General features: G+C 71.6%; 12 protein-coding genes. 8 read left to right on the forward strand and 4 right to left on the reverse strand.

The genetic code is table 11. The features are described from left to right. Positions 1-86 precede the first annotated feature (86 nt). From KO717_RS17060 to KO717_RS17070, 3 genes are read left to right on the forward strand one after another with little or no spacing between them, the layout of a single operon-like run. Positions 87-1,424 (forward strand): sensor histidine kinase, encoded by a 1,338-nt coding sequence (locus tag KO717_RS17060; protein WP_301368570.1) that lies wholly within the window; start codon positions 87-89, stop codon positions 1,422-1,424. Beyond that, the gene (locus tag KO717_RS17065; protein ID WP_301368571.1) at positions 1,421-2,080 is read left to right on the forward strand and encodes a response regulator; all 660 of its coding nucleotides are present in this window, start codon (positions 1,421-1,423) and stop codon (positions 2,078-2,080) included. The genes KO717_RS17060 and KO717_RS17065 overlap by 4 nt, the downstream gene beginning before the upstream one ends. Before the next feature lie 29 nt (positions 2,081-2,109). Then, entirely contained in the window at positions 2,110-3,318 is a 1,209-nt protein-coding gene (locus KO717_RS17070) for a cytochrome P450 (RefSeq protein ID WP_301368572.1), read from the forward strand. A 45-nt stretch (positions 3,319-3,363) separates the two neighbouring features. Here the strand turns inward: KO717_RS17070 and KO717_RS17075 are convergent, their stop codons facing one another. Both KO717_RS17075 and KO717_RS17080 read right to left on the reverse strand, forming a co-directional pair. Then, entirely contained in the window at positions 3,364-4,956 is a 1,593-nt protein-coding gene (locus KO717_RS17075; RefSeq protein WP_301368573.1) for an ABC transporter permease, read from the reverse strand. Beyond that, complete coding sequence (locus KO717_RS17080; RefSeq protein WP_301368574.1) at positions 4,953-5,846, reverse strand: ABC transporter ATP-binding protein; 894 nt, start codon at positions 5,844-5,846, stop codon at positions 4,953-4,955. Before KO717_RS17080 ends, KO717_RS17075 begins: the two co-directional genes overlap by 4 nt. 72 nt (positions 5,847-5,918) lie before the next feature. On the opposite strand from KO717_RS17080, the gene KO717_RS17085 reads away from it, so the two are divergent. From KO717_RS17085 to KO717_RS17100, 4 genes are all read left to right on the forward strand, one after another. After that, positions 5,919-6,473 carry a GbsR/MarR family transcriptional regulator gene (locus tag KO717_RS17085; protein WP_437184522.1) on the forward strand — a complete coding sequence of 185 codons (555 nt, stop codon included), beginning with the start codon at positions 5,919-5,921 and terminating at the stop codon, positions 6,471-6,473. Positions 6,474-6,614: 141 nt separating this feature from the next. Further along, entirely contained in the window at positions 6,615-7,034 is a 420-nt protein-coding gene (locus KO717_RS17090) for a helix-turn-helix domain-containing protein (RefSeq protein WP_030755782.1), read from the forward strand. A 10-nt stretch (positions 7,035-7,044) separates the two neighbouring features. Beyond that, a complete protein-coding gene (locus KO717_RS17095) occupies positions 7,045-7,461 on the forward strand; it encodes a VOC family protein (RefSeq protein WP_030011523.1) in 417 nt (138 codons plus the stop codon). Positions 7,462-7,528: 67 nt separating this feature from the next. After that, positions 7,529-9,934 carry an excinuclease ABC subunit UvrA gene (locus tag KO717_RS17100; RefSeq protein ID WP_301368576.1) on the forward strand — a complete coding sequence of 802 codons (2,406 nt, stop codon included), beginning with the start codon at positions 7,529-7,531 and terminating at the stop codon, positions 9,932-9,934. Positions 9,935-10,151: 217 nt separating this feature from the next. Here the strand turns inward: KO717_RS17100 and KO717_RS17105 are convergent, their stop codons facing one another. Together KO717_RS17105 and KO717_RS17110 are read right to left on the reverse strand one after the other, a co-directional pair. Next, positions 10,152-10,757 (reverse strand): hypothetical protein, encoded by a 606-nt coding sequence (locus tag KO717_RS17105; RefSeq protein ID WP_301368577.1) that lies wholly within the window; start codon positions 10,755-10,757, stop codon positions 10,152-10,154. Next, positions 10,754-11,587 (reverse strand): diacylglycerol kinase, encoded by an 834-nt coding sequence (locus KO717_RS17110; protein ID WP_301368579.1) that lies wholly within the window; start codon positions 11,585-11,587, stop codon positions 10,754-10,756. The genes KO717_RS17105 and KO717_RS17110 overlap by 4 nt, the downstream gene beginning before the upstream one ends. Positions 11,588-11,771: 184 nt before the next feature. On the opposite strand from KO717_RS17110, the gene KO717_RS17115 reads away from it, so the two are divergent. Continuing rightward, the gene (locus KO717_RS17115; protein ID WP_189971896.1) at positions 11,772-13,055 is read left to right on the forward strand and encodes an adenylosuccinate synthase; all 1,284 of its coding nucleotides are present in this window, start codon (positions 11,772-11,774) and stop codon (positions 13,053-13,055) included. The last annotated feature ends 110 nt before the right edge of the window (positions 13,056-13,165 follow it).

Here is a 13,165-nt window from a genome sequence, read left to right on the forward strand (position 1 = left end):
GGCCCGGGTAGTACTTGAGGGGGACCCCGGGAAATCCCCATCAGCGGCGACGCGGACGAGGCCGGTACGGACCTACGGTGGTGTGTATGACCGAGACGACCACCGGGGGGACATCCCGGGCACCTGAGTTCCGACTGGCATCTGAGGTGATCGCGACCCTTCGCCGGGATCTCGTCACCGATGCCTTGGCCTACCGGCCGCTGCCCCTGGCGGAGACCTCCGGGCGCTTCGTGCGCCGGCTTCCCGGTGTGCTGCGCCGGTACGCGCCGTGGCGGCGGCATGCGACGGTGGCGGTCCTGGCCTTCCTCGTCGGGCTGACCGCGCTCAACACGCAGTCGGCCGCCTGGGGCGACCTGGGGCCGATAGCCGTGGCGATGCTGTCCGCGGCCCCGGTCATGATGACGCTGGTGCGGCCGGTCGGCGCCTGGTGGGCGGCCATCGCGATGACGTTGGTGACGGCCGGAATCGACAGTGGCTTCGACTGGCCCTGGACCGAAAGCAGCTTCGTCGCCTACATCGTGGTCATGTTCCTCGTCACGCTGCGGACCGGAGCCCGGGTGGCGGCCTGGATGTGGACGCTCACCCTCGTACTGGGATCGGCGATCTCCGTGGTGTTCAGCGGCCACTGGGGGACGAACCTGCCCGAGATGGCGGTGGCCTCGGCCTTCGCCCTGGTGATCGCCGGCAGTATCCGGATACGCCGTGACGCCCGGGCCGAGGTGAGCGCACAGCAGGAGGTCACGGCCGTCGAGCGGGACAAGCGGACGCTGCTGGAGGAACGGACCACGATCGCGCGGGAGTTGCACGACGTGGTGGCCCACCACATGTCGGTGGTGGCGATCCAGGCGGAGGCCGCGCCGTACCGGGTGAAGAACCCGCCGCCGGAGCTGGAGGCGGCGTTCGTCACCATCCGGGAGAACGCGGTGGCGGCTCTGACGGAGCTGCGGCGGGTGCTGGGTGTGGTGCGCTCCGCGGACTACGAGGCACCGGACGCCCCGCAGCCGACGCTGGCCTCGCTGGAGGGGCTGCTGGCCAATGTGCGGGATGCCGGCCTGAGCGTGGAGAAGACGATCACGGGTTCGGTGCGGGAGCTGCCGCAGGGCGTGGAACTGTCGGCGTACCGGATCATCCAGGAGGCCCTCAGCAACACGCTGCGGCACGCGCCGGGGGCGGCGGCCGAGGTGGAGGTCTCGTACGTGCTGGGGGGTCTGGGCATACGGATCGTCAACGACCGGGCGACCGGGGACGCGCGGCCCTCGCCGGGGGCCGGGCACGGGATCACCGGGATGCGGGAGCGGGTGGCCATGCTGGAGGGCGAGATGACGGCCGGCCGGACGGCGGCGGGCGGGTACGAGGTGGCGGTGTTCATACCGGTGCCCCACCGCGCGGAGCCGGCGGCGGAGTCGCGGGAGGGGACGGTATGACGATCAGGGTCCTGATCGTCGACGACCAGGTGATGGTGCGCGAGGGGTTCTCCGTTCTGCTGAACGCGATGGACGGCATCGAGGTGGTCGGCGAGGCGGTCGACGGCCGGGAGGCCATCGAGCAGGTGGCGGCGCTGCGGCCGGACGTGGTGCTGATGGACATCCGGATGCCGCGGATGAACGGGCTGGAGGCCACGCGGGAGATCGTGGCCGCCGACACGGACGCGAAGGTGCTGGTCCTGACGACCTTCGACCTCGACGAGTACGTGTACCAGGCACTGCGGGCCGGGGCCTCCGGGTTCCTGCTCAAGGACGCGTCGGCCCGTCAGCTGGCGGACGGGGTCCGCGTGGTGGCGGCCGGGGAGGCCCTGCTGGCGCCCTCGGTGACCAAGCGGCTGATCGTGGAGTTCTCGAAGATCTCCGAGGCCCGCAAGCTGGCGGACCCGGCGGGTGTGGGGGAGCTGACGGAGCGGGAGACGGAGGTGCTGGTACTGATCGCGCAGGGGCTGTCCAATGCGGAGATAGCCGACCGGCTGGTCGTCGCCGAGTCGACCATCAAGACCCATGTGAGCCGGATCCTGGTGAAACTGGGCCTGCGGGACCGGACACAGGCGGCCGTGTACGCGTACGAGACCCGCTTGGTGACACCTGCCTGATCGGGCCCGGCCGGCTTTAGGGTGCGGGGATGGGCTTTGATCCGTGGGATGCCGCGTTCGTCGCCGATCCGTATCCGGCGTACCGGGAGTTGCGGGAGCAGGGGCGGGCCGTGTGGTGCGAGGCCACCGGGCAGTGGCTGGTGCCGCACTACGCCGATGTCAGTGCGCTGTTGCGGGACCGGCGGCTGGGACGGACCTACCTCCACCGGTTCTCGCACGAGGAGTTCGGCCGCGAGGCGCCGCCGCCGGAGCACGAACCCTTCCACGTGCTCAACGGCAACGGCCTGCTGGACCTGGAGGATCCCGCGCACGCGCGGGTGCGCAGGCTGGTGGCGAAGGCCTTCACGCCGCGGACGGTGGAGCGGCTCGTGCCCGCGGTGCAGCGGCTGGCCGGAGAGCTGGTGGGGCGGCTGCGTGCGGACGGGGGCGGGGATCTGCTCACCGTCGTCGCCGAGCCGCTGCCGGTGGCGGTGATCGCGGAGCTGCTGGGCGTGCCCGAGGCGGACCGGGGGTTGCTGCGGCCCTGGTCGGCGGACATCTGCGGGATGTTCGAGCTCCGGCCGGACGAGGAGACGGCGCGGCGCGCGGTGCGGGCGAGCGTCGACTTCAGCGCCTACCTCCGGGGGCTGATCGCCGAGCGGCGGAGCCGCCCCGGGGAGGATTTGATCTCCGGGCTGATCGCCGCCCACGATGAGGAGGGGCGGCTCAGCGAGCAGGAGATGATCTCCACCTGTGTACTGCTGCTGAACGCCGGGCACGAGGCCACCGTCAACACGACCGTCAACGGGTGGTGGGCGCTGTTCCGCAACCCCGCGCAGCTCGCCGCGCTCCGCGCCAGCCGCGATCCCGAAAAGTTGTCCACAGCTGTGGATGAACTCATGCGGTACGACACTCCCCTCCAGATGTTCGAACGCTGGGTGCTCGACGACATCCGGATCGGTGACACCGTCGTCCCCCGCGGGGCCGAGGTCGCGTTGCTCTTCGGGTCCGCGAACCGGGATCCCGCGCGCTTCGACGATCCCGACGCGCTGGACCTCGTACGGGCCGACAACCCGCACCTGACGTTCGGGGCCGGGATCCACTACTGCCTCGGGGCGCCGCTGGCGCGGCGGGAGTTGGAGGCCTCCTTCGGGGCGCTGCTGGCGGACGGAGTCCCGCCGCTGCGGCTCGTCGAGGAGCCGCAGTGGCGGGACGGGTACGTCATCCGGGGGCTGGAGCAACTGCTGGTGGAGTTCTAGGGGCCCGGTCTCCGCCGGGCCGGCTCCTGGGCCGTCTCTTCCGGCCTAGGCGATCATGTCGCGGCGGCGCAGGGCTCCGAGGCCCGCCGCCGTCAGGGCCACCGCCAGGGCGGTCAGGGCCAGCAGCGGGGCCGGATCCAGGGCCTGCGCTCCCGGGAGCCGGGGCAGGTGGGCGAAGGGCGAGAGGTTCAGGACGGCCTGCGGGAGGTTCAGCGCGGGGCCGACCCAGCCCAGGGCCAGCGCACCCCCGGCCACCGCCCAGGCGGCCGCCGCGTACTGCGGGACCGCGCCGTACAGCAGCGCCGCCAGAGCCCCGATCAGCCACACCGCCGGGAGCTGGGCGAGCGTGGCTCCGATCGCCGCGCCCGGCTCCCGGCCGTGCCCGAGGCCGAGACCGAGGCCCGCCAGCAGCAGGATCAGCGCCGAGCCGCCGAAGGCCACGGCCAGGTGGCCGCCGGCCCAGCGCAGCCGGCCGACCGCGTTCGCGAGCAGCGGCTCCGCGCGCCCGCCCGACTCCTCGCCGCCCAGGCGCAGTACGGCCGAGACGGCGTACAGGGCGGCGACCATGCCGAACATGCCGGCCATCGTCGCGAGGAAGGCGTCGGTGAGCGCACCCTGCGCACCCGACCCGCCCTGCCCGCCCATCCGCTCGATGATCTCGCGGGTCCGGTCGTTGTCGCCGACCAGGTCCGCGGCGCCGTCCGCCATCCCGCCGAAGACGACACCGGCGGTCAGGAAGCCCGCGCTCCAGCCCAGTACGCTGCCGCGCTGCAGCCGCCAGGCCAGCGCACCCGCCGTGCCCAGGCGCCCCTCGGCCGGTCCCGGCCGCGACGGCAGGAAGCTCATGCCCAGGTCACGGCGCCCGGCCAGGGCGTACGCGGCGCCCGCCTGCACGGTGACGGCGGCGGCGAACAGGAGGAGCACCCACCAGCGTTCGGCGGCGAAGGCCCGTACGTTCTCCACCCAGCCGAGCGGCGAGGTCCAGGTCAGGGCCGACCGCCCGCCCGCCGTACCGGCGTCGCCCGCGGCCTTCAGGACGAAGGCGGCGCCGAGCACGGCGGCCGTGATCCCCTTGGCGGCGCGTGCGCTCTCGGTCAGCTGGGCGGCGATGGCGGCGGTGCAGGCGAAGAGCATCCCGGTGGCCGCGACGGCCAGGCCGAGAGCGACCGCGCCGGGCGCGCCCTGCCCCGCGAGACCGACTGCCACGAGCAGGGCGGTGCAGGCGTTGGCCACGAGGGCGGCCAGCAGGGCGGCGGTCAGCGGGGCCCGGCGCCCCACCATCGCCGCGGAGAGCAGTTCCTGACGGCCCGTCTCCTCTTCCTCGCGGGTGTGCCGCACGACGATGATCAGGCTCATGGCGGCCGCGAGGACGGCGGCGTAGACACCGCCCCGCCAGGCGGTCAGGGCGCCGAGCGAATCGTCGAAGACCGGTCCGTACAGGGCGCGCATCGAGCTGTTGGCGTTCATCGAGGCGGCGGCCCGGGCGCGTTCGGCTGCGGTGGCGTACACACTGCCCAGCGAGCCGGGCATGCTCACCACCATGAGCGTGGTGACCAGCGTCCACACCGGCATCATCACGCGGTCGCGGCGCAGGGCGAGCCTCAGCAGCGCCCCGGTTCCGGCCAGTTGGTTCTTCATCGGGTCGCCTCTTCCCCGTAGTGGCGCAGGAAGAGCTCTTCGAGGGTGGGCGGGGTCGAGGTCAGCGACCGCACGCCCGACGCGGTGAGGGAGCGGAGTACCGCGTCCAGCTTGTCGGTGTCGGCCTGGAGGCGGACCTTCAGCCCCTGCACCTGGACGTCGTACACGCCCGGCAGGTGGGCGAGGCCGTTCGGCGGGCCGGCCAGCTCGGCGCTGATCGACGTACGGGTGAGGTGGCGGAGTTCGGCGAGGGTGCCGGTCTCCACGGTGCGGCCCTTGCGGATGATGCTGACCCGGTCGCAGAGGGCCTCGACCTCGCTGAGGATGTGCGAGCTGAGCAGGATGGTGCGTCCGGCGGCGCGCGCCTCGGCCACGCAGCCCTGGAAGACCTCCTCCATCAGCGGGTCGAGGCCGGAGGTGGGTTCGTCGAGGACGAGCAGCTCGACGTCGGAGGCGAAGGCCGCGACGAGGGCGACCTTCTGCCGGTTGCCCTTGGAGTACGTGCGCCCCTTCTTGGTGGGGTCCAGCTCGAACCGCTCGAGGAGTTCGGCGCGCCGGGTCCTGTCGAGGCCGCCGCGGAGTCGTCCGTAGAGGTCTATGACCTCGCCGCCGGAGAGGTTGCGCCACAGGGTGACGTCTCCGGGGACGTAGGCGACGCGGCGGTGGAGGGCGACCGCGTCGGCCCAGGGGTCGCCGCCGAGGAGTTCGGCGGTGCCGGAGTCGGCGCGCAGCAGGCCCAGCAGGATCCGGATGGTGGTGGACTTGCCGGCGCCGTTGGGACCGAGGAAGCCGTGGACCTCGCCGGTGGTGACCGCGAGATCGAGTCCGTCCAGTGCGCGGGTGCGGCCGAATGCCTTATGGAGGCCGGCAACGCTGATTGCCTTCGTCATGGTTCCGAACGTACGCTACTTTCACAAATTTGTGAAGCTTGAGAATCTCAGGAATCACGTAAAGTCGGGAAGGTGGCAGATGACATGGTGAATGTGGACACGGGGACCGAGAACGGAAGCGATGCGGGCACCGAAACCGGCGCCGATGGGGGCGCCCGGGACGGCGACGCCGTCTCCCGCTTCGTCGAGCGGTTCGCCGCGCAGCTGACCGAGGCCGGGATGCAGCGGATGGCCGCGCGCGTCTTCGCCCAGCTGCTGGCCAGCGACGGCGGCGCGATGACCTCGGCGGAGCTGGGCGAGGCCCTGCAGATCAGCCCGGCGGCGGTATCGGGCGCCGTGTCCTACCTGACCCAGGTCAACATGGTCAGCCGCGAACGCGAACCGGGATCACGCCGCGACCGGTACGTCCTGCACAACGAGCTCTGGTACGAGACCTTCACGCGCCGCGACCAGGTCCTGACCCTGTGGGAGAAGACCCTGCGCGAGGGCGCGGCCACCCTCGGCACGGACTCTCCCGCCGGGGCGCGCGTCGCGGAGACGGCGGCCTTCTTCGAGTTCATGCAGGGCGAGATGCTGGGTCTGATGGACCGCTGGCGGGTCCACAAGGCGGCGATCGGCCTCGGCTGAGCGGGCCTGGGCGGGCCGGAGAGGGCCTGAGCGGGCCTGAGCCGGCCGGAGCGGGCCTGGGCCGGCCGATCACACGGTGATCAGATCCGGAAGCACCGATACCCGCAGACGGGACACCTCATGCGTGCCATGCTGGAACGCATGAACCTGGAGGACCTGGTACGGCTGCGCCGCGCCCGGGACATGATGGACCGCGAGTACGCGGAGCCGCTGGACGTTCAGGCACTCGCGAACGTCGCCCTCATGTCGCCGGGGCACTTCTCCCGCAGCTTCCGCACCGCCTTCGGGGAGACCCCGTACAGCTACCTCATGACCCGCCGCGTCGAACGCGCGAAAGCTCTGCTGCGACGCGGCGACATGAGCGTGACGGATGTCTGCTTCGCCGTCGGATGCACCTCGCTGGGATCCTTCAGCTCGCGCTTCACCGAGCTCGTCGGCGAGACCCCCAGTGCCTACCGGGCCCGCAGCCACGACGACGGCGCGGCGATCCCGGCGTGCGTCGCCAAGATCCTCACGCGACCGGTCAGGATCGGAGAAGCGAAATCCGCACCCTCCTCGTAGCGTCGACGGCATGGACATCAACCTCTCGCAGTGCTTCATCGCAGTCGACGACCACGACAAGGCGCTCGCCTTCTACCGCGACGTCCTCGGCCTGGAGGTCCGCAACGACGTCGGGTTCGAGGGGATGCGCTGGGTGACCGTCGCCTCCCCCACGCAGCCGGACGTGGAGATCGTCCTCGAACCGCCGCTCGCCGACCCGGGCGCCTCGGCGGCCGACAAGCAGGCCATGGCGGAGCTGCTGGCCAAGGGCCTGCTGCGCGGCGTGATCTTCTCCACCGACGACGTCGACGCCACCTTCGAACACATCCGGGCCGCCGGCGGGGAGGTGCTGCAGGAGCCCGTCGACCAGCCGTACGGCGTCCGCGACTGCGCCTTCCGGGACCCGGCGGGCAACATGCTCCGCTTCAACCAGCCCCGCAAGCCCTAGCCGCCGACTGCCTCAGGAGTCCGCGCAGGAGTCCGCGCAGGCGGCCCGCCCGAGAGATGGAGACACGATGAGCAGGGCCACCGAGCCGGACCCCACGTCGCCCGTGCCCCAGGAACCGCACGCCGCCGACAGCCACGGTCTGATCCGCGTGCACGGCGCGCGCGTGAACAACCTCAAGGACGTCAGCATCGAAATCCCCAAGCGCCGGCTGACGGTGTTCACCGGGGTCTCCGGCTCGGGCAAGAGCTCGCTGGTGTTCGACACGATCGCCGCCGAGTCCCAGCGGATGATCAACGAGACCTACAGCACCTTCGTTCAGGGCTTCATGCCCACGCTGGCCCGCCCCGACGTCGACGTGCTCGACGGACTCACCACCGCGATCACCGTCGACCAGCAGCGCATGGGCGGCGACCCCCGCTCCACGGTCGGCACCGCCACCGACGCCAACGCGATGCTCCGCATCCTCTTCAGCCGGCTCGGCAAGCCGCACATCGGCCCGCCCAGCGCCTACTCCTTCAACGTCGCCTCCGTCCGGGCGAGCGGCGGCATCACGGTCGAGCGCGGCGAAGCCAAGACCAGGACGGTGAAGGCGACCTTCTCCCGCACCGGCGGCATGTGCGTGCGCTGCGAGGGGCGCGGCGCGGTCTCCGACATCGACCTCACCCAGCTCTACGACGACTCCAAGTCGCTCGCCGAGGGCGCGTTCACCATCCCCGGCTGGAAGTCCGACAGCTTCTGGACCGTGCGCGTCTACGCCGAGTCGGGTTTCCTCGACCCGGACAAGCCGATCCGCAAGTACACCAAGAAGGAGATGCAGGACTTCCTCTACCGGGAGCCCACCAAGGTCAAGGTCGAGGGCGTCAACCTCACCTACGAGGGCCTCATCCCCAAGATCCAGAAGTCCTTCCTGTCCAAGGACAAGGAAGCGATGCAGCCTCACATCCGGGCCTTCGTGGAACGGGCGGTCACCTTCACCGTCTGTCCCGAGTGCGAGGGCACCCGGCTCAGCGAGGGCGCCCGGTCCTCGAAGATCAAGAAGATCAGCATCGCCGACGCCTGCACGATGCAGATCAGCGACCTGGCCGAGTGGGTACGCGGCCTCGCCGAGCCCTCGGTGGCCCCGCTGCTCACCGCACTGCAGCTCACCCTCGACTCGTTCGTGGAGATCGGCCTCGGCTACCTCTCGCTCGACCGGGCCTCCGGGACCCTGTCCGGCGGCGAGGCCCAGCGCGTCAAGATGATCCGCCACCTCGGCTCCTCGCTCACCGACGTCACCTACGTCTTCGACGAGCCCACCATCGGCCTGCACCCGCACGACATCCAGCGCATGAACGACCTGCTCCTGCGGCTGCGCGACAAGGGCAACACGGTGCTCGTCGTGGAGCACAAGCCGGAGACCATCGCGATCGCCGACCACGTCGTCGACATCGGCCCCGGCGCGGGCACCGAGGGCGGCACGGTCTGCTACGAGGGCACCGTCGAGGGGCTGCGCTCCGGCGGCACCATCACCGGCCGCCACCTCGACGACCGGGCCAAGCTCAAGCCGTCGGTACGCACGCCCACCGGCGCGCTGGAGATCCGCGGGGCCACGGCGAACAACCTGCGCGACGTCGACGTCGACATCCCGCTCGGTGTGCTCACGGTCGTCACCGGCGTCGCCGGTTCCGGCAAGAGCTCGCTGCTGCACAAGTCGCTCTCCCCCGACGCGGACGTGGTCTCCATCGACCAGGGCGCGATCCGCGGCTCGCGCCGGAGCAACCCGGCGACCTACACCGGGCTGCTCGACCCGATCCGCAAGGCGTTCGCCAAGGTCAACGGGGTGAAGCCGGCGCTGTTCAGCGCCAATTCCGAAGGTGCCTGCCCCACCTGCAACGGCGCCGGAGTCATCTACACCGACCTGGCGATGATGGCCGGGGTCACGACCACCTGCGAGGAGTGCGAGGGGAAGCGGTTCGAGGCGTCGGTGCTGGAGTACCACCTCGGCGGCCGCGACATCAGCGAGGTGCTCGCGATGTCGGTGACCGAGGCCGAGGAGTTCTTCGGCGCGGGCGAGGCGCACACGCCCGCCGCGCACCGCATCCTCACCCGGCTCGCCGATGTCGGGCTCGGCTACCTCAGCCTCGGCCAGCCGCTCACCACGCTGTCCGGCGGCGAGCGGCAACGGCTCAAGCTGGCCACCCACATGGCGGAGAAGGGCGGCGTCTACGTGCTCGACGAGCCGACCACCGGCCTGCACCTCGCCGACGTGGAGCAACTGCTGGGCCTGCTCGACCGGCTGGTCGACTCCGGGAAGTCGGTCGTCGTCATCGAGCACCACCAGGCGGTCATGGCCCACGCCGACTGGATCATCGACCTCGGACCCGGCGCCGGTCACGACGGCGGCCGGATCGTCTTCGAGGGCACCCCCGCCGACCTCGTGGAAGACCGCTCCACCCTCACCGGCGAGCACCTCGCGGCGTACGTCGGCGCCTGATCCGCCGTCGCCGGGACCCGACGCGGGTCGGGTCCCGGCCCCTGGCCGCTGCCTGGCGTGGTCGGCGGACGGATCAGTCCCGCCCCACGACCAACGGTGCGACCTCCCTGACGGACACGCCCGCCATCGTCCTGGTCCACGGGTTCTGGGGCGGCGCCGCCCACTGGGCCGAGGTCATCACCGAGCCGTGCCGGTGGCCGGTCGCCGGTCGCCGGTCTCATCGAAGAGGCCGCGCTCGCCCTGTCGTCCCCCTGACGGGGAGCGCGCGCCCGCGGCGCGCGGGCCGGGCGTGGCCCAGCCCGCCGGAGTGCGGGGCCCACAGGGCCCCGCCCGCCGCCGGGTCGCCCGCGAGCCGCACCACCACCGTGGCCGGGGCGGTGGCCGTACGGGGCCACGGGCGCGGCGGCAGCACCCGCCGGCCCAGCAGTCCCAGGGTCAGCGCGTGCCGCCCGCCGGCGAGCACCAGCACCGGCGCCCGCCACCTCGCCCGGACGACCACGGCCTCGTACGGGGTCCAGCGCACATCGGGGTCCCGCAGCAGGCGCCGGACCCGCCGGACGGCCAGCAGCTCCCGCGCCCCGAACAGCACCGGGCTCAGCACCACGCCCAGCGCGGCCACCGGCGCCGGCGGCCCGCCGAGCAGGGCCGCGACCACCACCGGCCAGCAGAACACCGGCAGCAGGCACAGCAGCAGCGCGTCGCGCCGCCAGTCGTCCAGCGCGTCCCTCGCGTCCTGCCGATCCGGTGCGTCCTGCTGATCCGGTGCGTCCCGCGGATCCGGTGCGTCCGGTGCACCCCGTTCCCGTGCACCCGCTGTGGTCACCGGGGCACGGTGAGCGTCCATGCCCCGGGACGCAGGGTCCACGTACGGCGGCGGACCGGGCCGGTCAGCGCCGCGTCGGCGCGGTAGCGGAAGTCCTGGCCCGACACCGTCACCGTCTTCGCCCGGGCCGTGACCGTCGATTCGGCGGAGCTGCCGCCACCCGTCCGGACCACTACCTCCGCCGGACCGCCGTCGTCCCGGGTGCGAACCGAGACGTCCTCCACGGGCCGGTCCACATCCGCCAGCAACACCCCGTCGGCCTCGACCCGCAGCCGGTGCCGACCGGTGGCCGCGCCGCCGGCCGCCGTCACCGGCCGGACCAGCGTCCGGACCAGCGAGCGGTACGCGCTCCACACCGAAGGCCCGGCGGGCCGCGGGACCCCGTGCACCGGCGGGATCCGCAGCGCACCGAGCACCACGCCGTCGCTGTCGTCGACCAGCAGGTCACAGACCCGCACCGACCCGTCGAGGACCGCCCGGGCCGCGGCGACGGCCGAAAGCGGCACGCCGAGGGACCTCGCCAGCCCCAGCGACCCCACCGGGCCCACCGGAACCAGCGCCAGGGGGCCCTCCCCCAGCCCGCGCTCGCGGTGCAGCAGCCCCACGGCGCGCACCAGGGCCCGGTCGTCACCGACGATCACCAGCCGCCGATGACCCCGGCGGGCAAGAGCCCGCGCAAATTCCTCCTGCGAATCCGGGAGGCAGATTTTCGCTGCCGCGCCCGCTGACAACACATCCTTCGCGATCCGCACGGACTCGCCGTCAAGACGGCGGGCGACCGGGTCGACGAGCACGAGCAGGCCGCCTACCGGCGCGCCCGCTTGGCTCATGGTGGGCTCTGGAGCCGACACCTCGGTCCTTCCTCGGGTAGCATCTTTGTGCAAGAGGCCCTTGCGCTATTGCGCCAGGGCCTTCGTCTATTCCGGGGTACCGGTCCGACGGCTCAGCCTGCGGTGTACATCGTCGTACGCCCCCTGACCTTGGACATGCCCCATCCGGAAGAGGTGTACGCCTGTGCCCGCTCTTGTGCTGCTCGGAGCTCAGTGGGGTGACGAGGGCAAGGGAAAGGCCACCGACCTGCTCGGTGGATCCGTTGACTATGTGGTGCGCTACCAGGGCGGCAACAATGCCGGCCACACGGTCGTCGTAGGCGACCAGAAGTACGCGCTGCACCTTCTCCCTTCCGGCATCCTCTCCCCCGGATGCACCCCGGTCATCGGTAACGGTGTCGTGGTCGACCCGGCCGTCCTGCTCTCCGAGCTGCGCGGCCTGAACGAGCGCGGCATCGACACCTCCAAGCTGCTCATCAGCGGCAACGCGCACCTGATCACGCCGTACAACGTCACCCTCGACAAGGTCGGCGAGCGTTTCCTCGGCAAGCGCAAGATCGGTACCACCGGTCGCGGCATCGGTCCGACGTACGCGGACAAGATCAACCGCATCGGTATCCGCGTCCAGGACCTCTACGACGAGTCGATCCTCATCCAGAAGGTCGAAGCGGCGCTGGAGGGCAAGAACCAGCTCCTCGCGAAGCTCTACAACCGCCGCGCGATCGACGCCGCCCAGATCGTCGAGGAGATGCTCCAGTACGCGGAGCAGATCAAGCCGTACGTCGCCGACACCACCCTGATCCTCAACAACGCGCTGGACGAGGACAAGGTCGTGCTGTTCGAGGGCGGCCAGGGCACGCTGCTCGACGTCGACCACGGCACCTATCCCTTCGTCACCTCGTCCAACCCGACCGCCGGCGGCGCCTGCACCGGCACCGGCGTGGGCCCGACGAAGATCAGCCGCGTCATCGGCATCCTCAAGGCCTACACGACCCGAGTCGGCGCGGGCCCGTTCCCGACCGAGCTGTTCGACCAGGACGGCGAAGACCTGCGCCGCATCGGCGGCGAGCGCGGCGTGACCACCGGACGTGACCGCCGCTGCGGCTGGTTCGACGCGCCGATCGCACGTTACGCCACCCGCGTGAACGGCCTCACCGACTTCTTCCTCACCAAGCTGGACGTACTGACCGGCTGGGAGCAGATCCCGGTCTGCGTCGCGTACGAGATCGACGGCAAGCGCGTCGAGGAGCTGCCGTACTCGCAGACGGACTTCCACCACGCGAAGCCGATCTACGAATACCTCCCCGGCTGGTCCGAGGACATCACCAAGGCCAAGACCTTCGAGGACCTCCCGGCAAACGCCCAGGCGTACGTCAAGGCCCTGGAGGAGATGTCGGGCGCCCCGATCTCCGCGATCGGCGTCGGCCCCGGCCGTACCGAGACGATCGAGATCAACTCGTTCCTCTAGGACACCCTTCGGACCCCGGTCCCCCCGGAGGGGCGGCAGGCGCACCCGCGCCCGCCGCCCCTCCGGCGTTTTCCGGGAAAGAAAATTCCCGGGCCCTGTCACATCCGTGC

Origin of the sequence: Streptomyces xanthophaeus (genome assembly GCF_030440515.1) — a bacterium.
Lineage (GTDB): Bacteria > Actinomycetota > Actinomycetes > Streptomycetales > Streptomycetaceae > Streptomyces > Streptomyces kutzneri.

Excerpts from the sequence above, each read along its gene's own strand:
- KO717_RS17060 (WP_301368570.1), top strand. The coding sequence starts at position 87 with ATGACCGAGACGACCACCGGGGGGACATCCCGGGCACCTGAGTTCCGA.
- KO717_RS17065 (WP_301368571.1), top strand. The coding sequence starts at position 1,421 with ATGACGATCAGGGTCCTGATCGTCGACGACCAGGTGATGGTGCGCGAG.
- KO717_RS17070 (WP_301368572.1), top strand. The coding sequence starts at position 2,110 with ATGGGCTTTGATCCGTGGGATGCCGCGTTCGTCGCCGATCCGTATCCG.
- KO717_RS17075 (WP_301368573.1), bottom strand. The coding sequence starts at position 4,956 with ATGAAGAACCAACTGGCCGGAACCGGGGCGCTGCTGAGGCTCGCCCTG.
- KO717_RS17080 (WP_301368574.1), bottom strand. The coding sequence starts at position 5,846 with ATGACGAAGGCAATCAGCGTTGCCGGCCTCCATAAGGCATTCGGCCGC.
- KO717_RS17090 (WP_030755782.1), top strand. The coding sequence starts at position 6,615 with ATGAACCTGGAGGACCTGGTACGGCTGCGCCGCGCCCGGGACATGATG.
- KO717_RS17095 (WP_030011523.1), top strand. The coding sequence starts at position 7,045 with ATGGACATCAACCTCTCGCAGTGCTTCATCGCAGTCGACGACCACGAC.
- KO717_RS17100 (WP_301368576.1), top strand. The coding sequence starts at position 7,529 with ATGAGCAGGGCCACCGAGCCGGACCCCACGTCGCCCGTGCCCCAGGAA.
- KO717_RS17110 (WP_301368579.1), bottom strand. The coding sequence starts at position 11,587 with ATGAGCCAAGCGGGCGCGCCGGTAGGCGGCCTGCTCGTGCTCGTCGAC.